Genomic DNA, 19,320 nt, shown 5'->3' on the forward strand with positions numbered 1-19,320 from the left:
CCTGTCATGACCGCCTGTCGAGCGGGACCAGCTTCTCCCGGTCCCAGGGCTGCTCCCAACCGGAGTAGTGCAGCAGCCGGTCGATGACACCCGCCGTGAATCCCCACACGAGCGCCGATTCGACCAGGAAGGCGGGACCGCGGAAACCGGACGGGTGGGTGACCGTCGCCCGGTTCGCCGGGTCGGTGAGATCGGCCACCGGGACCGTGAAGACGCGGGCCGTCTCGTTCGGATCCACGACGCCGACCGGGCTCGGCTCACGCCACCAGCCGAGGACCGGTGTGACGACGAAGCTGCTGACCGGGATGTACAGCTTGGGCAGCACGCCGAACAACTGGACGCCGCGCGGGTCCAGGCCGGTCTCCTCCTCGGCCTCGCGGAGAGCGGCCCGCAGCGGCCCGTCGGCCGTCGGGTCGCCGTCCTCGGGGTCGAGGGCGCCGCCGGGGAAGGCCGGCTGACCGGCGTGTGACCGCAGCGAGCCGGACCGCTCCATCAGCAGCAGCTCGGGCCCCTGCTCGCCATCGCCGAAGAGAATGAGGACGGCGGACTGGCGGCCCGCGCCGTCCTCCGGAGGCAGGAAGCGGCTGAGCTGGAGCGGCTGGACCGTCTCGGCAGCGCGCACCACCGGGCCGAGCCAGGCCGGCAGACCGTCCTTGCTGACGATCGCCGGGGCGCTCCGCGAGCTGCCCGCAGCCCGGGCATCGCCGCCCATGGCCGGTACGTCACCGGCGGGCGGCGTGGTGCGCGTGCCCCAGGTGGGCGGGGTGCCCGTGCCCGGCACTTGGCTGATGCCTTGTTCACCGTTCATGCTGTGCCCGCCGTTCATGCCCTGCGGGCCCGTCGTGCTCTGTGCCGCGCCCATCCGTTGCGCGGCGGCGCTCGGACTGTGTCCGCCGCCGGTGTCCCCTGCCGTACTCGTGCCGACCTCCCTGTGCTCCGTCCGCAGCGATTCCCCCGTCCGTAGCCGGTCGTCCACCCTCTGCCCGTCAGCCGTCCCCGGCAAGCCTTGATTCCCAGACCCGTCGGCCGTTTTCAGCGTCTCAGCTGTTCTCAGCCCATCGGCCGTCACCAGCCCGTCGGCCGTACTCGGTCTGTCCTCCGTCGTGCCCGCACGGCCGACCCGCGTCATGACCACCCCCGTCGTCCTGCCTTGCCCAACGCCCGAGCGGGCCGAGATCGTTCCGCTCCATCAGTCCTCGGATCCGTCTCGGGATCCATCCTCGGACCCGTCTCAGGATCCGTCTCAGGATCCGTTTCCGGATCTGGTTCCGGATCTGGTTCCGGGCCCTCCGGTTCCGTCCCCGGCATCAGGCCCCCAGCGGCGGGGCAGGCCTGCCGCCCGCATCCAGGTACGCCTGCGGTGGCTTCAGGCGCTGCCCGGGGAAGCCGCCCTTCTCGTACTTCAGCAGCTTCTTCGCCTTCTCCGGATCGGTCTCGCCCTCGCCGTACGCCGGACACAGCGGGGCGATGGGGCAGACACCGCAGGCCGGCTTGCGGGCGTGGCAGATCCGGCGGCCGTGCCAGATCACATGGTGAGACAGATCCGTCCAGTCGCTCTTGGGGAAGAGGGAGGCGACGGCGGCCTCGATCTTGTCGGGCTCCGTCTCCTCCGTCCACCGCCAGCGCCGCACCAGCCGCTGGAAGTGCGTGTCCACGGTGATGCCGGGCCGTCCGAAGGCGTTGCCGAGCACGACGAAGGCGGTCTTGCGGCCGACCCCGGGCAGCTTGACGAGATCGTCGAGCCGCCCCGGGACCTCACCCCCGAAGTCCTCCGTCAGCGCCTTCGACAGCCCTATGACGGCCTTCGTCTTGGCCCGGAAGAAGCCGGTCGGGCGCAGAATCCCCTCGACCTCCTCCGGGTTGGCGACGGCCAGGTCCTCCGGGGTGGGGTACTTCGCAAATAGCGCCGGTGTCGTCTGATTGACGCGGAGGTCGGTGGTCTGGGCGGACAGCACCGTGGCGATGATCAGTTCGAAGGGGTTCTCGAAGTCCAGTTCCGGGTGGGCGTACGGATACACCTCGGCGAGCTCACGGTTGATGCGTCGGGCACGGCGGACGAGGGCGACGCGCGACTCGCTCTTCATCGGCCGTGAGGCCTTTCCGGCCCCCGCGCCACGAGCACTACCACGACCTGCACCGACACCCGCTTGGGCATTTTCTACCGCTTCTACCGCTTCTACCGCTTCTGCCGCTTCCGCCGCCGTCGCACCTCCTCTTGACACTTGTGAGGTCTTCGACCGTTTCGACGTCTTCGCCGCCCGCGAAGTTCCCGCCCCCTCGCCCGCTCCGGACGTCTTCCCACCACCGGGGGAACCTTGTTCGCCCACAGCGGAATCACGCCGTGCAACCACCCGTCCAGCCCCCTTGGCCTGTGCTCTCACCGGCGATTTGGACACCCGGCCAGCCTAGAGCCCACCACCGACATCCGCCCCGGACCCGGAAGATCGGCCCCCGATTGGCCCCCTGGCACTCACCTAGGGACCCCTGTGCGGCATCCTTGTGACAGATCACACTGTTTGGACTGCCCGGCAAAACGGGGAGCACGGACCCCTGATATGCGGGAAGCAAGATCCCCTGAGCAGGACGACAAGGAGAGAACTCGTGGACGACGTTCTGCGGCGCAACCCGCTCTTCGCGGCTCTTGACGACGAGCAGGCCGCGGAGCTCCGCGCCTCCATGAGTGAGGTGACCCTCGCACGCGGCGACTCGCTCTTCCACGAGGGCGACCCCGGTGACCGGCTGTATGTCGTCACCGAGGGCAAGGTCAAGCTGCACCGCACCTCCCCCGACGGACGCGAGAACATGCTTGCCGTCGTAGGCCCCAGCGAGCTCATCGGTGAACTGTCCCTCTTCGACCCCGGCCCGCGCACCGCGACCGCGACCGCGCTGACCGAGGCCAAGCTGCTGGGACTCGGCCACGGCGACCTCCAGCCCTGGCTGAACGCGCGCCCCGAGGTCGCGGGCGCCCTGCTGCGTGCCGTCGCCCGGCGCCTGCGCAAGACCAACGACCAGATGTCCGACCTGGTCTTCTCGGACGTCCCCGGCCGTGTGGCGCGCGCCCTGCTGGACCTCTCCCGCCGCTTCGGCGTGCAGTCCGAGGAGGGCATCCACGTCGTCCACGACCTCACCCAGGAGGAACTGGCCCAGTTGGTCGGCGCCTCGCGCGAGACCGTGAACAAGGCCCTGGCGGACTTCGCCCAGCGCGGCTGGCTCCGCCTGGAGGCGCGGGCCGTGATCCTGCTGGACGTCGAGCGGCTGGCAAAGCGCTCGCGCTGACACGAGAGACGGGTCCTACGACGGCACGGGCGCGGGTACTACGACGCCTCGCGCCGTCCTTCCAGGCATAAGCCGTCCATCCGGCCATAATCACCTGCCCCGGCGGCACCGCCGGGGCACAGTGATCCCATGGCCGACTCCGCACGCCCCCGTCGCGACTCCGCGCGCCCCAGCCGCGACACCAGCCGTTCCCGCCCCGGTGGCAGCCACAAGGGGCTCGACCCCCAGGGCTACATCGCGCGCGAGGGGGCTCTCGGGCGGGTCCAGCCGGACTTCCGGCCGGTCGTCGCCGCGGCACGCGACCGGGTGCTGGACGCTTTCGGGCCGCGGCTGCACAGCGCGTACCTCTACGGCTCGATCCCGCGCGGCACCGCGCGCGTGGGACGCAGCGACCTCGACCTGCTGATCGCGCTGCGCGAGGCCCCGGCCGACGTCGACCGGGCCGCCGTACGCGCCCTGAGCGACGCGCTGGACGCGGAGTTCCCACAGATCGACGGCGTCGAAACGATTCTCCTCGACCGGGCCGTGGTGCTGAGCGAGCTGGAACGTCACGACCTGGGGTGGTTCGTGGCCTGTCTGTGCACCCCGCTGCTCGGCGACGATCTCGCCGAGTACCTGCCGCGCTACCGGCCCGACTCCCTGCTCGCCCGGGAGACCAACGGCGATCTCGCCCTGGTCCTGCCCCGCTGGCGCGCACGGATCGCCGCCGCAGGTGACAGCGAGGCCGCCCTGCGGCCGCTCGTCCGCCTCATGTCCCGTCGCCTGGTGCGCACCGGGTTCACGCTGGTCATGCCGCGCTGGAACGGCTGGACCAGCGATCTGCGGGAGATGGCCGAGGTCTTCGCCGGCTACTACCCCGAGCGCGCCGTACAACTGCGCCGGGCGGCCGTTCTCGGGCTGGAGCCGGTCGGGGACGCGGAGGTGCTGCGGTCGTACGTCGACGACCTGGGGCCCTGGCTCGCCGGGGAGTACGCGCGCGTGCACGGCATCAAGGCGTCACGCCCGGACCAGGACCAGCCGTAGTCCCCCGGGTCCTGTCGCCTAGAGACCGTCCCAGACGCCGTCGGGCCGGTAGGACTGGTCGGACTCGTCTGACTCATCGGACTGGTCGGACGGTATGAGCCCGTGTTCTGCCAGGTAGTCCAGCTGAGCCCGTACGGACAGTTCCGCCGCGGGCCACAGCACGCGGTCGACGTCCGCGTACACATGGGCGACAACTTCGGCGGGGGTGGCGTAGCCGTCCTCCACGGCCGTCTCGATCTGGGCGAGCCGGTGGGCGCGGTGGGCGAGATAGAACTCCACCGCCCCCTGGGCGTCCTCCAGGACGGGGCCATGGCCGGGCAGGACGGTGTGGACGCCGTCGTCGACGGTCAGCGACCGGAGCCGGCGCAGCGAGTCGAGGTAGTCGCCCAGGCGGCCGTCGGGGTGCGCCACGACGGTCGTACCGCGCCCGAGGATGGTGTCGCCGGTCAGCACCGCCCGGTCGGCCGGAAGATGGAAGCAGAGCGAGTCGGCGGTGTGTCCCGGCGTGGGTACGACCCTCAGCTCCAGCCCGCCGACATCGATCACGTCACCCGCGCCGAGCCCCTCGGCACCGAGCCGCATCGCCGGGTCCAGAGCCCGCACCTCGGTGCCGGTCAGGGCGGCGAAGCGGGCGGCGCCCTCGGCGTGGTCGGGGTGGCCGTGGGTGAGCAGCGTCAGGGCGACACGTTGACCGGCCCGCTCGGCCATGTCGACGACGGAACTCAGGTGGCCCTCGTGCAGGGGGCCGGGGTCGATCACCACGGCCTGGCCGGAGCCGGGCTCGGACAGGATCCAGGTGTTGGTGCCGTCCAGGGTCATCGGGGAGGCGTTGGGCGCGAGCACGTTGACGGCCCGGGGCGTGGCGGGCCCCGAGCGGACCGTGCCCCGGGGCTGGCCGGGCAGGGTTGCTGCGTCCGTCATACGGGGTCTCCACCGGTCGCTGGTGCGCTTCGTGCGGTCGGGGTGGCGGAAGTGGGCGGGGTGGCGGAAGTGGGCGGGGTGGCCGATGTGGTCGTCGATGCGGGCGTCGATGTGGCCTGTGTGGCCGGTGCGGCCGATGACGCGGTTGAGGTTGCCGCTGTGGCCGGGATGTGCCGTGTGAACTCCTCATGCCCCGGCCAGGACAGCTCTATCTCCCCGTCCACCAGCCGGGCCCTGGCGAGGACGGGCGTCAGGTCGCGATCGGGGGCTGCCGTGAGTGCCTCGGCGGCACTCTCGTACGGGGCCAGGGCGCGGAGTGTGGCAATGGTGGGCGGCATCATCGTCAGCTCGCCCTTGTCGTATGCGGCCGCGGCCTCCGCGGGCCGGGTCCACACCGTACGGTCGGCCTCGGTCGAGGCGTTGCGGGTGCGCTGGCCCTCGGGGAGGGCGGCAACGAAGAACCAGGTGTCGTAGCGGCGGGACTCGAACTCCGGGGTGATCCAGCGCGCCCAGGCACCCAGCAGGTCCGAGCGCAGCACCAGACCGCGGCGGTCGAGGAACTCCGCGAAGGACAGCTCACGGGCGACCACGGCGGAACGATCCTTCTCCCAGTCGGCGCCGGTCGTGTCGCCGACCACCGAGTCGGGGGCGGGCCCGGCGAGCAGGACGCCCGCCTCCTCGTAGGTCTCCCGTACGGCCGCGCAGACGATCGCCTGGGCCGCCGTCTCGTCGACGCCGAGGCGTTCGGCCCACCACGCGCGCGTGGGGCCCGCCCAGCGGAGGTGGTGCTCGTTGTCGCGGGGGTCGACACCGCCGCCCGGATATGCGTACGCGCCTCCGGCAAAGGCCATGGAGGCGCGTCTGCGCAGCATGTGCACGGCGGGTCCGGCTGCCGTGTCTCTCAGCAGCATGACGGTGGCAGCACGCTTGGGCGTGACCGGGGTGAGGCTGCCGTCCGCGAGTCCGCGGATGCGCTCAGGCCAGTCCTGCGGGATCCACTGCCCATTCGCCATGGGCGGAGGCTATCCCGTGGCGCGCGAATGTTCGAGAGGTGGCCGGGGAGCCCGCCAGAACGACGACTACGCGCGCGGGACGACGCCAGGACGCGGCTGCTGCGTCCCACGCGCGCGGGTTCGCCCCGCGCTGCCCGCACGGATGTGAAAGTCGTCATTACGGGCCCAGAGGGCGCAGGCACAAGCACGGGCCCAGCGGGCGTTGGGCAACAAGGCTGTCATCACAGTCGTACACGCGCGTGGGTGCAACGGGGCTCGCAGCCACGCGAGGGGCCGCCAGAACTAGGCCCCACGTGCACAGATACAACCTGCGGAACCGGTCCCCACGCGCGCGTACGCCAGCAGAACCGGGCTCCACGCGCGCGTACGACGCCATGCACACCGTACGCGCGCAAGGCCATCAACCGCCTGCCGTGCCGCCGCGCCGCCGCGTCACGCACCCGCCCAGCCCCTACGGCGCTCGACGGCCCCGGCGCCCCTCGACGACGCCCCACGCCGACCCTTACGGCGCCAGCTCCACCTGCACCTCGACCTCGACCGGCGCGTCCAGCGGCAGCACCGCCACGCCGACCGCGCTGCGGGCGTGTACGCCTTTGTCGCCGAGGACCTCGCCCAGCAGTTCGCTCGCGCCGTTGACGACACCCGGCTGGCCGGTGAAGTCCGGGGCCGAGGCGACGAAGCCCACGACCTTCACCACGCGCGCGATGCGGTCGAGATCGCCGGTGACGGACTTCACGGCGGCCAGGGCGTTCAGCGCGCAGACCCGCGCCAGGTCCTTGGCCTCCTCCGCGGTGACCTCGGCGCCCACCTTGCCGGTGACCGGGAGTTTGCCCTCCACCATGGGCAGCTGGCCGGAGGTGAAGACGTAGACGCCGGACTGCACGGCAGGTTGGTAGGCGGCCAGCGGGGGCACGACCTCCGGAAGGGTGAGGCCGAGCTCGGCGAGCCTCGTCTCGACGGCGCCCATCACTGCTTCTCGCGCTTCAGGTAGGCCACCAGCTGCTCCGGGTTCGGTCCCGGGACCACCTGCACGAGCTCCCAGCCGTCCTCGCCCCAGGTGTCCAGAATCTGCTTCGTGGCGTGGACGAGCAGAGGTACGGTCGCATATTCCCACTTGGTCATGGGGCCGACTGTAGCCCCTGCCCGGCGCAGGTCAGGTGGCGGCCACGGGCAGGTTGTCCACAGCCCCCGGCGTGAGTTTCCGCCGAACTGGTTAGGCTCGAAGACGTGAGCAGGCTCCAGGTCGTCAGCGGCAAGGGCGGGACCGGAAAGACGACGGTCGCCGCCGCACTCGCGCTGGCTCTCGCCACGGAGGGGAAGCGGACGCTCCTCGTCGAGGTAGAGGGCCGGCAAGGCATCGCGCAACTCTTCGAGACAGAGGCATTGCCTTACGAGGAGCGAAAGATCGCCGTCGCTCCGGGCGGCGGGGAGGTGTACGCACTCGCGATCGACCCCGAGCTGGCCCTGCTGGACTACCTCCAGATGTTCTACAAACTGGGCGGCGCCGGGCGGGCGCTGAAGAAGCTCGGTGCGATCGACTTCGCGACCACCATCGCGCCCGGTCTCAGGGACGTCCTGCTGACCGGCAAGGCGTGCGAGGCGGTGCGGCGCAAGGAGAAGAGCGGCCGGTTCGTGTACGACTACATCGTGATGGACGCACCGCCGACCGGGCGTGTCACACGGTTCCTGAACGTCAACGACGAGGTGGCGGGCCTCGCCAAGATCGGCCCGATACACAATCAGGCGCAGGCCGTGATGCGGGTGCTGAAATCGTCGGAGACGGCCGTGCACCTGGTGACGCTGCTGGAGGAGATGCCCGTCCAGGAGACCGTCGACGGCATCGCCGAACTGCGGGCGGCACGGCTGCCGGTGGGGCGCATCATCGTGAACATGGAACGGCCGGAGGTGCTGGACGCGGCCGATCTGGAGTTCGTACGGACCATCCCGCGCACCGCCGTCGCCAAGTCGCTGTCGGCCGCCGGGCTGGGCGGGGCGCGGCGCGGCGGGAACGCGGAAAAGCTGGTCGGCCCGCTGCTGGCGCAGGCGGAGGAGTACGCCGAGCGGTACGAACTGGAGCATGAGCAGCGCTCCGTCCTGGCCGGCCTGGGCCTGCAGCTGCACGAACTGCCGCTGCTCGCCGAGGGCATGGACCTGGCGGGCCTGTACGAACTCGCCACCGAGCTGCGGAAGCAGGGGATGTCATGAGTCCGGACCCCGCCGAGCCGACCCCCGCCGCCGGCCCTCCGCAGGATCCCGCCCGCCATCATCTGACCCCCGCGCGCGTGCTCGACGTCGATCCGCTGCTCGACGACCCGCGGACCCGGATCGTGGTGTGCTGCGGCTCGGGCGGCGTGGGGAAGACGACGTCGGCGGCGGCACTGGGCCTGCGGGCCGCCGAACGTGGCCGCAAGGTCGTCGTGCTGACCATCGACCCGGCCAGGCGGCTGGCGCAGTCCATGGGCATCGATTCGCTGGACAACGTGCCGCGCCGGGTGAAGGGCATCGACGACACGGCGGGCGGCGAACTGCACGCCATGATGCTGGACATGAAGCGCACCTTCGACGAGATCGTCGAGGCGCACGCGGACCGCGAGCGGGCGGACGCGATCCTGAGCAACCCCTTCTACCAGTCGCTCTCCGCGGGCTTCGCCGGCACGCAGGAGTACATGGCGATGGAGAAGCTGGGCCAACTGCGCGCGCGCGACGAGTGGGACCTCATCGTCGTCGACACGCCGCCGTCCCGGTCGGCGCTGGACTTCCTGGACGCGCCCAAGCGGCTGGGGTCCTTCCTGGACGGCAAGCTGATCCGGGTGCTGCTCGCCCCGGCGAAGGTCGGCGGGCGCGCGGGGATGATGTTCCTGAACGTCGGCATGTCGATGATGACGGGCGCGCTGGGCAAGCTGCTGGGCGGTCAGCTGCTCAAGGACGTGCAGACGTTCGTGGCCGCCATGGACTCCATGTTCGGCGGGTTCCGCACGCGCGCGGACGCCACCTACAAGCTGCTCCAGGCGCCGGGGACGGCGTTCCTCGTGGTGGCGGCGCCGGAGCGGGACGCGCTGCGCGAAGCGGCGTACTTCGTGGAACGGCTGGCCGCGGAGCACATGCCGTTGATGGGTCTGGTCCTCAACAGGGTGCACGGCAGCGGCGCCGACCGGCTGTCGGCCGAGCGGGCGCTCACCGCCGCAGAAAATCTTGAGGAACTCCGCATTGTCGATCAGAGTGGTGGGAAAGCTGGTGTTCGTAACTCCCCCGACACGTACGACAGTTCAGAATCTCCCGTATCCGGGCCCCCATCGGGGTCCGAGCCCGAGCCCACACCGGAGCCCGTATCCGAGCCCACAGAGGTGACCGCATCCGAAGCCGACTCCCCCGGAGGCGCGGAGCGGGACACCGAACAGCTCACGGCCGGCCTGCTGAGACTTCACGCCGAACGTATGCAACTCCTCGCCCGTGAACAGCGCACACGTGACCGTTTCATCGCACTGCACCCCGAGGTGGCTGTGGTCGAAGTGGCCGCACTGCCCGGCGACGTCCACGACCTGGACGGGCTGCGGGACATCGGCGACCGGCTCGCGGCCGGCCGACGGGAACTGCCGCCGGGGCCGACCGGGTCGACTACTCCGTCCGGGGGCGCCTGACGCCCCGTCGGCCGTGCGGCTCGGCAGCCCACTCGGGGTCGGCGCCCTCGCCGTCGTAGGACCTGAACTCGCCGTCGTACGACAAGAATGGCTCCCGGGTGGTGTCCCCCAGGCAGTGTCCACCAGGGGCTGGCTCAGCCCACCGCCGCGTAGTTCTCGTACACCTCGTCACTCTCGAGGGGAACGATGCCGATGCTCCGTTCGTACTCCGTACGGGCCGTCTCCAGGAGCCTCCGCCAGGAGGTCACGGTGGGCCGCCGACGTAGCAGTGCGCGGCGCTCGCGCTCCGTCATGCCTCCCCACACGCCGAACTCGACGCGGTTGTCCAGCGCGTCCGCCAGGCATTCTGTGCGCACCGGGCAGCCGGTGCACACCGCTTTCGCCCTGTTCTGCGCTGCTCCCTGAACGAACAGTTCATCCGGATCGGTAGTGCGGCAGGCCGCCTGCGCACTCCAGTCGGTTACCCAGCCCATACCGGCGCCGTCCTCTCCCGAATCGAGGCTCCCCCACGGCGACGGCGGCATATTCACCGCCGCCAGTTGAGGACGTTACGGAAGGGCGGCACAGCGCAACACCCCCTTGGGGCCCAATCTTGAATGGTCCGAACGGACTATGGGTAAGCGGCAGATCACCCGCGGGAGTGAGCTGACGACATGTGGGACATAACCGGCAAAATCAGACAATGGAGGTGCGTCACAACGGACACCCGATGACACACAAGGCGGTTCAGGACACGGCCCCACCGCACACACACCGCCACACCCCGCCCCGGGGCAGAACAACGGGTGGGCCGGAGCCCGCGGAAAATCTTGTGCAAGATCCGGAACGATTCGGGGTCGCCGGACGTATTGATACGTAACCGCGTGATACGTAACCGCACTGTTGTGACATGTGACGGCTGAGAGCAGCTTAGGCCAACGCCTAGACGCGTGTCCGGCGAATGAGAACGTAGGCTGCCCCCATGCCAAAGAAGCGCTCGGGCGGCGGGCTGTCGACGACACAGCAGGCCGCCAAGTTCCTCGGTGTCAGTGTGCTCGCAGGAGCCGTGCTGGCAGGCATCGCGCTGCCCGCCGCCGGTGCGCTCGGACTAGCGGCCAAGGGGTCGGTCCAGGGTTTCGACGAGATCCCGGACAACCTCAAGAGCCCGCAGCTGAGCCAGCGGACCACCATCCTGGACAACGCGGGCAACCAGATCGCGTCGGTCTACTCCCGGGACCGCACGGTGGTGGACCTCAAGGACATCTCGCCGTACATGCAGAAGGCGATCGTCGCGATCGAGGACTCGCGCTTCTACGAGCACGGCGCGGTCGACCTGAAGGGCGTACTGCGCGCCCTGAACAAGAACGCGCAGAGCGGCGGGGTCGCCCAGGGCGCCTCCACGCTCACCCAGCAGCTGGTGAAGAACTACTTCATCGAGGAGGCCGGTGACGACCCGACCAAGGTCGCACAGGCCACGCAGCAGACCATCGGACGCAAGATCCGCGAGCTGAAGTACGCGATCCAGATCGAGGAGAAGCTCGGCAAGAAGAAGATCCTCGAGAACTATCTGAACATCACCTTCTTCGGCGAGCAGGCCTACGGCGTCGAGGCGGCCTCCCAGCGTTACTTCTCCAAGCACGCGAAGGACCTCAGCCTCCAGCAGGCGGCCCTCCTCGCCGGCATCGTCCAGTCGCCGAGCCGCTACGACCCGGTCAACGACGAGGCGGAGGCCACCAAGCGCCGCAACACCGTCCTCCAGCGCATGGCCGAGGTCGGCGACATCTCGCAGACCGAGGCGGACGCGGCCATGAAGAAGCCGCTCGGACTGCAGGTGACCCAGCCGAAGAACGGCTGCATCACGGCGGTCAAGGGCGCGAGTTTCTTCTGCAAGTACGTCGAGAACGTCTTTCTGACCGACCCGGTGTTCGGCAAGACGCGCGCGGACCGCGCGAAGGTCTGGAACCGGGGCGGCCTGACCATCCGTACGACACTGGACCCGCAGTCCCAGGCATCGGTGCAGGCATCCCTGAAGGACCACGTCTACAAGTCCGACAAGGTCGCGGCCGCCGCCACCCTGGTCGAGCCCGGCACCGGCAAGATCCTGGCGATGGGCCAGTCCAAGCCGTACGGCTACGGCAAGAACGAGACGGAGTACAACTACTCGGTCAACCGGGACATGGGCGGGTCGAACTTCGGCTTCCCGACGGGTTCGACGTTCAAGCCGTTCGTGGCCGCCGCCGCGGTGGAGGGCGGCAAGCCGGCGACCCAGGAGTACTCGTCGCCGTACAAGATGGAGTACCCGAGCCCGGTCCAGACCTGTGCCAGCAAGCCGTGGATCAACGACAGACACTACACGGCGGAGAACGAGAGCGAGTCCGAGGTCGGCCCGTTCCGGATGAAGGAGGCGATGGCCAAGTCGGTCAACACCTACTTCGTGCAGATGATCTCCGACATCGGCCTCTGCCCGGTCGTCAAGATGACCGACGCGCTGCATGTGGTGCAGGGCAACGGCGACAAGCTCCCCGAGAGCCCCTCCATCGCGCTCGGCGCGGTGGGCCTCTCGCCGCTGACGATGGCGAGCGCGTACGCCGCCTTCGCCTCCCGCGGCATGTACTGCACGCCGATCGCCATCGAGTCGATCACCCAGAAGGTCGGCAATGAGCAGAAGTCGCTGGAGGTGCCCAAGTCGACCTGCTCGCGCGCGATGAGCGAGACGACGGCCGACACCGTCAACACCCTGCTGCGTGGCGTGGTCGACTCCGGCACCGGTCAGCAGGCCGGACTCACCGACCGCGAGAGCGCCGGCAAGACGGGTACGACGGACTCCCGCAAGAACGCCTGGTTCGTCGGCTACACGCCCAACCTCGCCGGTGCGGTCTGGGTCGGCAGCGCCAAGCAGAACGTCCAGATGACCAATATCACCATCGGCGGCGTCTACCACGACCTCGTCTACGGCGGCCAGGTCCCGGGCCCGATCTGGAAGGACGCCATGACCGGCGCCCTGGAGGGCAAGCCCGTGGAGTCCTTCACCCTTGTCGACATCCCGGACGACAACAACAAGGACAAGGGCAACGGAAACAACGACAACAACGGCAACGGGAACGGGAACGGGAACGGCAACGGCAACGGCAACGGCAACGGCAACGGCAACGGCAACGGCAACGGTGACAACAGCTCGCCGACGCCGACGTTCTCCTTCCCGGACGGCCTCTTCCAGGGGAACGGCAACGGAGGCCGCCGGGGCGGGAACGGCTGACAGGCCGGCCGACCGCGTACGACGGAGGGGACCGCACCGGGCGTGCGGTCCCCTCCGTTGTTCGTACGGCGGTGTCGCTCGTACGGCGATATCGCTCATACGGCCGTACAGCCGCATCCTTCTTGAGCCGTGAGCCGTCGGTCGTCAGCCGTCGGCCGTGTCAGCCGTGTCAGCCGTGGGCCATCAACCAGCCAGGAGCTTCTTCACGACGGCGGCGACGCGCCCGCCCTCGGCCAGCCCGGCGACCTTCGGGTTCACGATCTTCATCACGGCGCCCATGGCCCGCGGCCCCTCGGCACCGGCGGCACGGGCCTCCTCGACGGCCTGGGCGACGATCGCGCCCAGCTCCTCGTCGCTCAGCTGCTTGGGCAGATACCCGGCGAGCACCACGCCCTCCGCCTTCTCCCGCTCGGCCTGCTCGGGACGACCGCCCTGCTCAAAGGCGTCGGCGGCCTCACGGCGCTTCTTCGCCTCCTTGGCGATCACCTTGAGCACCTCGTCGTCGGAGAGCTCACGCTTCTCCTTGCCCGCGACCTCCTCCTTGGTGATCGCGGCGAGCGTGAGCCGGAGCGTCGAGGAGCGGAGCTCGTCGCGTTCCTTGATCGCGGCGTTGAGGTCGGCGTGCAGCTTCGACTTGAGCGTGGTGGTCATGTGTCCGATTGTCGCAGGTGCGGGGCCGGTGACGCCTGCTGATTTCGGGGCGCCGACGACGCTGGCCCCCACGAGCGGTGCACACGGAATGCTGACCACCGCTTGGTCGTTGAACACTCCTCCGGTCTGACACCATGGTCATATGCGTGCGCTATACGGAGTCCCTCTGGGCATCACGGCGGTAGCGGCCGCCGGTCTCGTCTACTCGGCCGGCATCGAGGTGCGGTCCTTCCGCCTGCGGCGGGTGACGGTACCGATCCTCCCCGCGGGTATGCGCCCCCTGCGGGTCCTCCAGGTGTCCGACATCCACATGGTCGGCGGGCAGCGCAAGAAGCAGCGCTGGCTGCGCTCGCTGGCGGGCCTGCGCCCGGACTTCGTGATCAACACCGGCGACAACCTCTCCGACCCGGAGGGTGTGCCGGAGGTGCTGGACGCGCTGGGTCCGCTGATGGAGTTCCCGGGCGCGTACGTCTTCGGCTCCAACGACTACTACGGCCCCACGCCGCGCAACCCGGCCCGCTACCTCGCCGAGAAGGCGAGCGGCCGCCATGGCCTGAACGGCAACCGGCCCGTCGTAGGGGCGGTCCACAACCCGTGGGAGGGCCTGCGGGACGGCTTCGACGCGGCCGGCTGGCTGAACCTCACCAACACCCGGGGTGTCCTGAAGGTCGAGGGGGTCTCGGTCGAGCTGACGGGCCTGGACGACCCGCACATCAAGCGCGACCGTTACGCCCAGGTGGCCGGGGGCCCGTCGAGGTCGGCGGACTTCGCGATGGGCGTGGTGCACGCGCCGTACCTGCGCGTACTGGACGCGTACACGGCAGACAGCTACCCGCTGATCCTGGCCGGCCACACCCACGGCGGCCAGCTGTGCATCCCGTTCTACGGCGCCCTGGTCACCAACTGCGACCTGGACACGGACCGTGTGAAGGGCCTGTCCCGGCACACCGCGGAGGGCCGCACGTCGTACCTCCACGTCTCGGCAGGCTGCGGCGCGAACCGCTACACACCGTTCCGGTTCGCTTGCCCGCCGGAGGCGACGTTGCTGACGCTGGTGGGGCGGGAGTAGGCCTCCGCCCGTGCCCGACGGGGGTGGGGCGTGTGGGTGAGGGGGCCCCGACCTGTGCCCCCTCACCCACACGCCCCACCCCGCATGGCCGGATATACCCCCTTTGCCTAGCTTGAGGGTGTGACGACCCCGATACCCAGGGATATCCCGGACCTCCCGGCGATCCCAGGCATAGCACCCCTGGCACCCTCACCGGTCCCGGCCACGGCGGTGGTCCCTCTGGCCCGCCGCCCGTTGACGGCGGCGTTCCGCGCCTTGATCGCGGTGGCGGCAGCCGGAGCGGTGACCCTGTCCCTGCTCCTGAACCCTCCGTCGACAGTTCTGAGCTACTTCTCGATCCAGGCCACGATCTTCATATCCCTGCTGTTCACCGCGTCGGCGAAAAGGGCATGGACGGCCCGCCGCCCCATCTCCCCGGCGGTGATGGCAGCAGGGCTCCTCTACACAACGATCGCCGCACTGACGTACCACTACCTACGCCCCCACGTATCCCCGGCGTTCCCGCTGCCGCCCCCCACACCCCCTTCCCCCACCCCCGCCCCTTGGCAGACCCTGACCAACATCACCCTCCACACGGCGATCCCCCTGGCCGCAGCCCTGGACTGGCTCCTCCTGACGGCACCGGGCCACACCCACCCCCGCCGGGCAACGACGTGGATGCTCTACCCCGCTGCCTACCTGGCCTTCATCCTCACCCGGGGCACCCTCCTCACCCCCGGCACGCCGGGCCGCTACCTCTACCCCTTCCTCGACGTGGCACAGCACGGCTACAAGCACACCCTGGGCAACGCCCTCCTCCTGGGCCTCACCTGCTACGCCCTCGCAGTCCTCCTCATCGCCGTCGACCACGCCCGCCCGAACCCCACCCGCCACCGCGCCAAAACCGGATTTCGTCTCCGGCCACCGGTGGGCTAAAGTAAACGTCGTCGCCGCGAGAGCAGCGACATCGGGGTGTAGCGCAGCTTGGCAGCGCGCTTCGTTCGGGACGAAGAGGTCGTGGGTTCAAATCCCGCCACCCCGACGCTGATCAGAGGCCAGGTAGTAAATTTACTACCTGGCCTCTGCTGTGCTTGGGGGGCCAAACAGGGGGCCAAGGGATCTTCTTGGTCTTGGTCTCGCCGTGTTTACGCACCGAGCGCCACACGGCGACGTGAGGCGGGACCCCGTACCTGTGCGATCAGAGCAGGGCTCGGATGGCGTCGCGCTGCTCCGGCAGGCCGGCTTCCCTGAGCCAGCGGAATTTGTTGCCAATGTTTCCCCAGCATTTGTCATTGGCGCTGACGGCTTGCAGGAGCTCCCGTTGCGCGGCCGACAGAGGCACGTCAGGGCTGTAGCCGGCAGGGAAAGCTTTGACGAGCAGCGGACCCCAGTCGCGGTCGACGGTGTAGTCGCTGGCGAGCGGTATCAGGGCCATGGCCGCTGGAGCTAGGTCCTCGAAGGAGTCGACGCGGTCAAGGACAGCCTTCAGGAGGGTGAAGCGGAGCCAGCCGTCGAACTGAGGAAGGGGGTCAGGGAACCAGTGGTCTGCCTCGGCCGGATTCTGCAGGGCTTCGAGCAGGACGGCGGTGGCGCGGGGGATGTGCGCACATCCGGTGGCCAGAGCGGCGCAAGTGCGCACGGCTGGATCAGGATCGTTGAGGAGTCCGGTGATGTCCTGGCCCCAGGCACCCATTGCCAGAGCGGCGGAGGAGCGTTCTCGGCGGTTGCCGTCTGCTTCGAGAACGCTACGCAGGCGGTGGGCGGCAAGGGGAACGAGTGCGGCGAGGTCGGGTGCCTTCAGAAGCAGGGTGACCGTGCCGAGGGCTGCCTCTCGGGTGTCCGGATGCGGATCGTCGAGGAACGGTTCGACCGCGTCGTAGAGCTCGGGTCGGATACTCCGGCATGCGCGGATCGCTTCGAGCTCGTCTTCGTCCTCGCCGTCGTACTCATCCCCGTACTCGCCCTCTCTGCCGGGGTCCTCGCCGTAGGAGGCCGAGTCGGCGAACTGGCCGAGCCAGTCGAGTAGTGCGGCCCGCAGGTGCCGGGACCGGTCGCCCCAGGGGAAGAAGCTCTCGTGCTCGGCCAACGTCTGAGGGTGGGCCAGGATCGCGGCGATGAACAGTGCGGCCGGCCGGGTGGAGCTGTACAAGGACCCTTGGTGCAGTACGGACATTTCCAGCATTCCCAGTGCCTCGGCCTGCACCTCGGGATCCTCGTTCAGGAGTTGGCACAGGTATGGCGGGGTGTCCTCGGCGCTCCCATATGCATGCTGCAGGGCATCCCATTCGGTTGCCATGAGCAGCTCTCTGGCCGTCGGAGGCAGTCCAGACCACATGGGGGCGCCACGTTCCTCGTCTCGATCCGTCACATGCATACCTTGCCGAACAGCACTGACAACCGGTTGCGCCGGCGTTGAACGCCGACGTCCGGACAGCCGAGCGGCCGCGCCGGGAACAATCGGTCTGGCCTGCACGGTTGCATCGACCGAGGGGCCGGCGCCGCACGGACGGGCCACTCGGAGACCACAAGGTCGTCCGCCCCACCGGGATCCGGGCCCCAAGATTGCGGTACGCCCGTCGCGGCCTCGGACCAAGACGTACTTTCTGCAGGAGGACTGCTTTATGGCTGACCGGCCCTTGACGCTGATGGCGGTACACGCCCACCCCGACGACGAGGCCACCGGAACCGGAGGGGTGCTGGCGCGGTACGCGGCGGAAGGCGTCCGCACGGTTCTCGTGACGTGTACCGACGGCAGTTGCGGTGACGGACCGGGGGGCGTCAAGCCGGGCGACACCGGGCATGAACCGGCGGCGGTCGCCTTGATGCGCCGTCAAGAACTCCAGGCGAGCTGTGACGTCCTGAAGGTCAGCCATCTGGAGACGCTGGACTATGCCGACTCCGGGATGATGGGCTGGCCGAGCAACGATGCCCCCGGATCCTTCTGGCAGACCCCTGTGCAGGAGGGCGCGGCCCGACTCGCGGAACTCATGCGGCACTACCGGCCTGATGTGGTCGTCACCTATGACGAGAACGGCTTCTACGGCCACCCCGACCACATCCAGGCCCACCGCATCACGATGGCGGCGCTGGAGATGACCTCGCTGGCACCGAAGGTGTACTGGACCACGATGCCCCGCTCGATGATGCAGCGGTTCGGCGAGATCATGAGCGAGTTTCATGAGGACATGCCGGAGCCGGATCCTGCGGAGGCCGCCACGATGGCCGAGATCGGCCTCCCCGACGATGAGATCACCACGTGGGTGGACACCACCGCGTTCAGCGGTCAGAAGTTCGACGCCTTGGCCGCGCACGCCAGCCAGGGCGAGAACATCTTCTTCCTCAAGATGGGCAAGGAGAGGTTCGGCGAGTTGATGGGCATGGAGACCTTCGTACGTATCCAGGACGCCACCGGCGCGGCCGTACCCGAGAACGATCTCTTCGCCGGACTGCGCTGATCCGTCCGCCCTGCCGGGGAAGCGCATCGACCGCACGGCGCGATCGAGCGGGACACACATGCGGAGGCTTGTCCACGCGAGTTCCGCTCCGGCAGCTCGCGTCCAGGCCCTCGCCGACGGCGTCGACGCGTGTCTCGACGAGTACGCCTCAATGGTTCAGCCCCCGCCGACAGACGCGCAGCCCTGACAGACAGCGGTTTCAGTGTGGCGAGCATCAGATACATCGCCGAGCAGCAAGCCGAAGGTCTGGAACGCTTCCGCCTTCACCGTGGCGACGTCGCGCGGGCACGCCGTGGAGAACTGGGACGATGTGCTGTCGTTCGTGAGGAGCAGCAGCGCTGGATCTGCGGAACAGGCTGCTTCGTGCTTCAGCCTCTCGTCGAGCTCAACGGGGCCTCCCCCAAGGCCGGGAAGTTAGCCTGTTTGTGCTGGTGGCACGGGGGTTGAGACCCAGGCTGTGGCTGCGTAGAGGCCGGGTCCGAGCTTGTGGATGAGCCCTCTGTCGGCCCATCGGGACAGCTGCCGATACATGGTGAGGGGCAGCCGCGCCCAGCGGGGCCGGGCCTCCTCTGTGGAGGACCACTCCGCGCAGAAGCAGTTGCTGCGTGAGGCCGCCCGTCGGCGGGCAGCGGCCAGGGCAGCGGCGGCGGACGAACTGCGCAGCGCGTCCGGCCGGTTCGCCGAAGTACGCCTCACCTCGGCGGCACTCGGGCTGCTCCTGGAGTTGCTGGCCACGGCACTCGGAAACGCACAGCTCAGCAGGCACGTCAGCACGGGCGGGGAGAGGGTGGCGGGGTTCGACCTCGACTCGGCCGGCAGTGAAGACGCCGAACTGCGTATCCGGCTCACCGTGCGCCGGACGGCGGGCACGCGGACGGTGCTGTACTCGGCCGACGGCGACCTGCTGCTGGACGACCTGGAGTTGGACATCGGTCGCATCTCCGCCGAGGTCGACGGCGAAGCGGAGGCGAGTGTGTCATGGCCCTTCCCTCGACTCACGACGTTGCCCTGGCCGCCGAGCGCTGCACCGCCGCCCGGCTTCTGCTCGCCCATCCCCTGA

General features: G+C 69.4%; 18 protein-coding genes and 1 tRNA gene. 10 read left to right on the forward strand and 9 right to left on the reverse strand.

Translation table 11 applies throughout. From position 1 onward, the window contains the following. Positions 1-4: 4 nt before the first annotated feature. Both ACSYGN_RS18175 and nth read right to left on the reverse strand, forming a co-directional pair. A complete protein-coding gene (locus ACSYGN_RS18175) occupies positions 5-712 on the reverse strand; it encodes an NUDIX hydrolase (protein WP_460403548.1) in 708 nt (235 codons plus the stop codon). 595 nt (positions 713-1,307) lie between these two features. After that, positions 1,308-2,222 (reverse strand): endonuclease III, encoded by a 915-nt coding sequence (gene nth / locus ACSYGN_RS18180; RefSeq protein WP_460396886.1) that lies wholly within the window; start codon positions 2,220-2,222, stop codon positions 1,308-1,310. Between the two features lie 379 nt (positions 2,223-2,601). Here nth and ACSYGN_RS18185 point away from each other — a divergent pair, with 379 nt between their 5' ends. Then, positions 2,602-3,276, forward strand: coding sequence for a Crp/Fnr family transcriptional regulator (locus ACSYGN_RS18185; RefSeq protein ID WP_046581525.1), 675 nt, complete (start codon positions 2,602-2,604; stop codon positions 3,274-3,276). Positions 3,277-3,405: 129 nt separating this feature from the next. After that, positions 3,406-4,299 carry a nucleotidyltransferase domain-containing protein gene (locus ACSYGN_RS18190; RefSeq protein WP_460396888.1) on the forward strand — a complete coding sequence of 298 codons (894 nt, stop codon included), beginning with the start codon at positions 3,406-3,408 and terminating at the stop codon, positions 4,297-4,299. Positions 4,300-4,317: 18 nt separating this feature from the next. Here ACSYGN_RS18190 and ACSYGN_RS18195 read toward each other — a convergent pair whose 3' ends face one another. From ACSYGN_RS18195 to ACSYGN_RS18210, 4 genes are all read right to left on the reverse strand, one after another. Then, on the reverse strand, positions 4,318-5,220 hold the full coding sequence (locus ACSYGN_RS18195; RefSeq protein WP_460396891.1) for an MBL fold metallo-hydrolase: 903 nt from the start codon (positions 5,218-5,220) through the stop codon (positions 4,318-4,320). Next, complete coding sequence (locus ACSYGN_RS18200; RefSeq protein ID WP_460396894.1) at positions 5,217-6,233, reverse strand: NUDIX hydrolase; 1,017 nt, start codon at positions 6,231-6,233, stop codon at positions 5,217-5,219. The genes ACSYGN_RS18195 and ACSYGN_RS18200 overlap by 4 nt, the downstream gene beginning before the upstream one ends. Positions 6,234-6,735: 502 nt before the next feature. After that, a complete protein-coding gene (locus tag ACSYGN_RS18205; protein ID WP_460396896.1) occupies positions 6,736-7,200 on the reverse strand; it encodes a RidA family protein in 465 nt (154 codons plus the stop codon). After that, a complete protein-coding gene (locus ACSYGN_RS18210; protein WP_100202903.1) occupies positions 7,200-7,355 on the reverse strand; it encodes a DUF4177 domain-containing protein in 156 nt (51 codons plus the stop codon). Before ACSYGN_RS18210 ends, ACSYGN_RS18205 begins: the two co-directional genes overlap by 1 nt. A 105-nt stretch (positions 7,356-7,460) precedes the next feature. Here ACSYGN_RS18210 and ACSYGN_RS18215 point away from each other — a divergent pair, with 105 nt between their 5' ends. After that, entirely contained in the window at positions 7,461-8,438 is a 978-nt protein-coding gene (locus ACSYGN_RS18215; protein ID WP_460396898.1) for an ArsA-related P-loop ATPase, read from the forward strand. Continuing rightward, positions 8,435-9,871, forward strand: coding sequence for an ArsA family ATPase (locus ACSYGN_RS18220; RefSeq protein ID WP_460396900.1), 1,437 nt, complete (start codon positions 8,435-8,437; stop codon positions 9,869-9,871). Before ACSYGN_RS18215 ends, ACSYGN_RS18220 begins: the two co-directional genes overlap by 4 nt. A gap of 134 nt (positions 9,872-10,005) precedes the next feature. Here the strand turns inward: ACSYGN_RS18220 and wblA are convergent, their stop codons facing one another. Beyond that, positions 10,006-10,344, reverse strand: a complete 339-nt coding sequence (wblA, locus tag ACSYGN_RS18225; protein ID WP_460396902.1) for a transcriptional regulator WblA — start codon at positions 10,342-10,344, stop codon at positions 10,006-10,008. Positions 10,345-10,832: 488 nt separating this feature from the next. On the opposite strand from wblA, the gene ACSYGN_RS18230 reads away from it, so the two are divergent. Next, positions 10,833-13,106, forward strand: coding sequence for a transglycosylase domain-containing protein (locus ACSYGN_RS18230; RefSeq protein WP_460396904.1), 2,274 nt, complete (start codon positions 10,833-10,835; stop codon positions 13,104-13,106). A 183-nt stretch (positions 13,107-13,289) separates the two neighbouring features. Here the strand turns inward: ACSYGN_RS18230 and ACSYGN_RS18235 are convergent, their stop codons facing one another. Continuing rightward, positions 13,290-13,757: a GatB/YqeY domain-containing protein gene (locus ACSYGN_RS18235; RefSeq protein WP_460396906.1), complete on the reverse strand. Its 468-nt coding sequence runs from the start codon at positions 13,755-13,757 to the stop codon at positions 13,290-13,292. 142 nt (positions 13,758-13,899) lie between these two features. On the opposite strand from ACSYGN_RS18235, the gene ACSYGN_RS18240 reads away from it, so the two are divergent. The 3 genes from ACSYGN_RS18240 to ACSYGN_RS18250 all read left to right on the forward strand — a co-directional run bounded on the left by ACSYGN_RS18240 (position 13,900) and on the right by ACSYGN_RS18250 (position 15,847). Continuing rightward, the gene (locus ACSYGN_RS18240) at positions 13,900-14,826 is read left to right on the forward strand and encodes a metallophosphoesterase (protein WP_460396908.1); all 927 of its coding nucleotides are present in this window, start codon (positions 13,900-13,902) and stop codon (positions 14,824-14,826) included. 120 nt (positions 14,827-14,946) lie between these two features. Continuing rightward, positions 14,947-15,741 (forward strand): Pr6Pr family membrane protein, encoded by a 795-nt coding sequence (locus ACSYGN_RS18245; protein ID WP_460396910.1) that lies wholly within the window; start codon positions 14,947-14,949, stop codon positions 15,739-15,741. A gap of 32 nt (positions 15,742-15,773) precedes the next feature. After that, a tRNA-Pro gene (locus ACSYGN_RS18250) sits at positions 15,774-15,847 on the forward strand. A gap of 156 nt (positions 15,848-16,003) precedes the next feature. Here ACSYGN_RS18250 and ACSYGN_RS18255 read toward each other — a convergent pair. After that, positions 16,004-17,101, reverse strand: coding sequence for a HEAT repeat domain-containing protein (locus ACSYGN_RS18255; RefSeq protein ID WP_460396912.1), 1,098 nt, complete (start codon positions 17,099-17,101; stop codon positions 16,004-16,006). A gap of 325 nt (positions 17,102-17,426) precedes the next feature. On the opposite strand from ACSYGN_RS18255, the gene ACSYGN_RS18260 reads away from it, so the two are divergent. Both ACSYGN_RS18260 and ACSYGN_RS18265 read left to right on the forward strand, forming a co-directional pair. Beyond that, entirely contained in the window at positions 17,427-18,260 is an 834-nt protein-coding gene (locus tag ACSYGN_RS18260) for a PIG-L family deacetylase (protein WP_460396914.1), read from the forward strand. Between the two features lie 529 nt (positions 18,261-18,789). Next, complete coding sequence (locus ACSYGN_RS18265) at positions 18,790-19,320, forward strand: DUF2397 family protein (RefSeq protein ID WP_460396916.1); 531 nt, start codon at positions 18,790-18,792, stop codon at positions 19,318-19,320.

This window comes from Streptomyces sp. YIM S03343, assembly GCF_054729195.1.

Excerpts from the sequence above, each read along its gene's own strand:
- ACSYGN_RS18175 (WP_460403548.1), bottom strand. The coding sequence starts at position 712 with ATGGGCGGCGATGCCCGGGCTGCGGGCAGCTCGCGGAGCGCCCCGGCG.
- ACSYGN_RS18210 (WP_100202903.1), bottom strand. The coding sequence starts at position 7,355 with ATGACCAAGTGGGAATATGCGACCGTACCTCTGCTCGTCCACGCCACG.
- ACSYGN_RS18240 (WP_460396908.1), top strand. The coding sequence starts at position 13,900 with ATGCGTGCGCTATACGGAGTCCCTCTGGGCATCACGGCGGTAGCGGCC.
- wblA (WP_460396902.1), bottom strand. The coding sequence starts at position 10,344 with ATGGGCTGGGTAACCGACTGGAGTGCGCAGGCGGCCTGCCGCACTACC.
- ACSYGN_RS18255 (WP_460396912.1), bottom strand. The coding sequence starts at position 17,101 with ATGGCAACCGAATGGGATGCCCTGCAGCATGCATATGGGAGCGCCGAG.
- ACSYGN_RS18265 (WP_460396916.1), top strand. The coding sequence starts at position 18,790 with ATGGTGAGGGGCAGCCGCGCCCAGCGGGGCCGGGCCTCCTCTGTGGAG.
- ACSYGN_RS18195 (WP_460396891.1), bottom strand. The coding sequence starts at position 5,220 with ATGACGGACGCAGCAACCCTGCCCGGCCAGCCCCGGGGCACGGTCCGC.
- ACSYGN_RS18200 (WP_460396894.1), bottom strand. The coding sequence starts at position 6,233 with ATGGCGAATGGGCAGTGGATCCCGCAGGACTGGCCTGAGCGCATCCGC.
- ACSYGN_RS18260 (WP_460396914.1), top strand. The coding sequence starts at position 17,427 with ATGGCTGACCGGCCCTTGACGCTGATGGCGGTACACGCCCACCCCGAC.
- ACSYGN_RS18190 (WP_460396888.1), top strand. The coding sequence starts at position 3,406 with ATGGCCGACTCCGCACGCCCCCGTCGCGACTCCGCGCGCCCCAGCCGC.
- ACSYGN_RS18205 (WP_460396896.1), bottom strand. The coding sequence starts at position 7,200 with ATGGGCGCCGTCGAGACGAGGCTCGCCGAGCTCGGCCTCACCCTTCCG.
- ACSYGN_RS18230 (WP_460396904.1), top strand. The coding sequence starts at position 10,833 with ATGCCAAAGAAGCGCTCGGGCGGCGGGCTGTCGACGACACAGCAGGCC.
- ACSYGN_RS18235 (WP_460396906.1), bottom strand. The coding sequence starts at position 13,757 with ATGACCACCACGCTCAAGTCGAAGCTGCACGCCGACCTCAACGCCGCG.
- ACSYGN_RS18220 (WP_460396900.1), top strand. The coding sequence starts at position 8,435 with ATGAGTCCGGACCCCGCCGAGCCGACCCCCGCCGCCGGCCCTCCGCAG.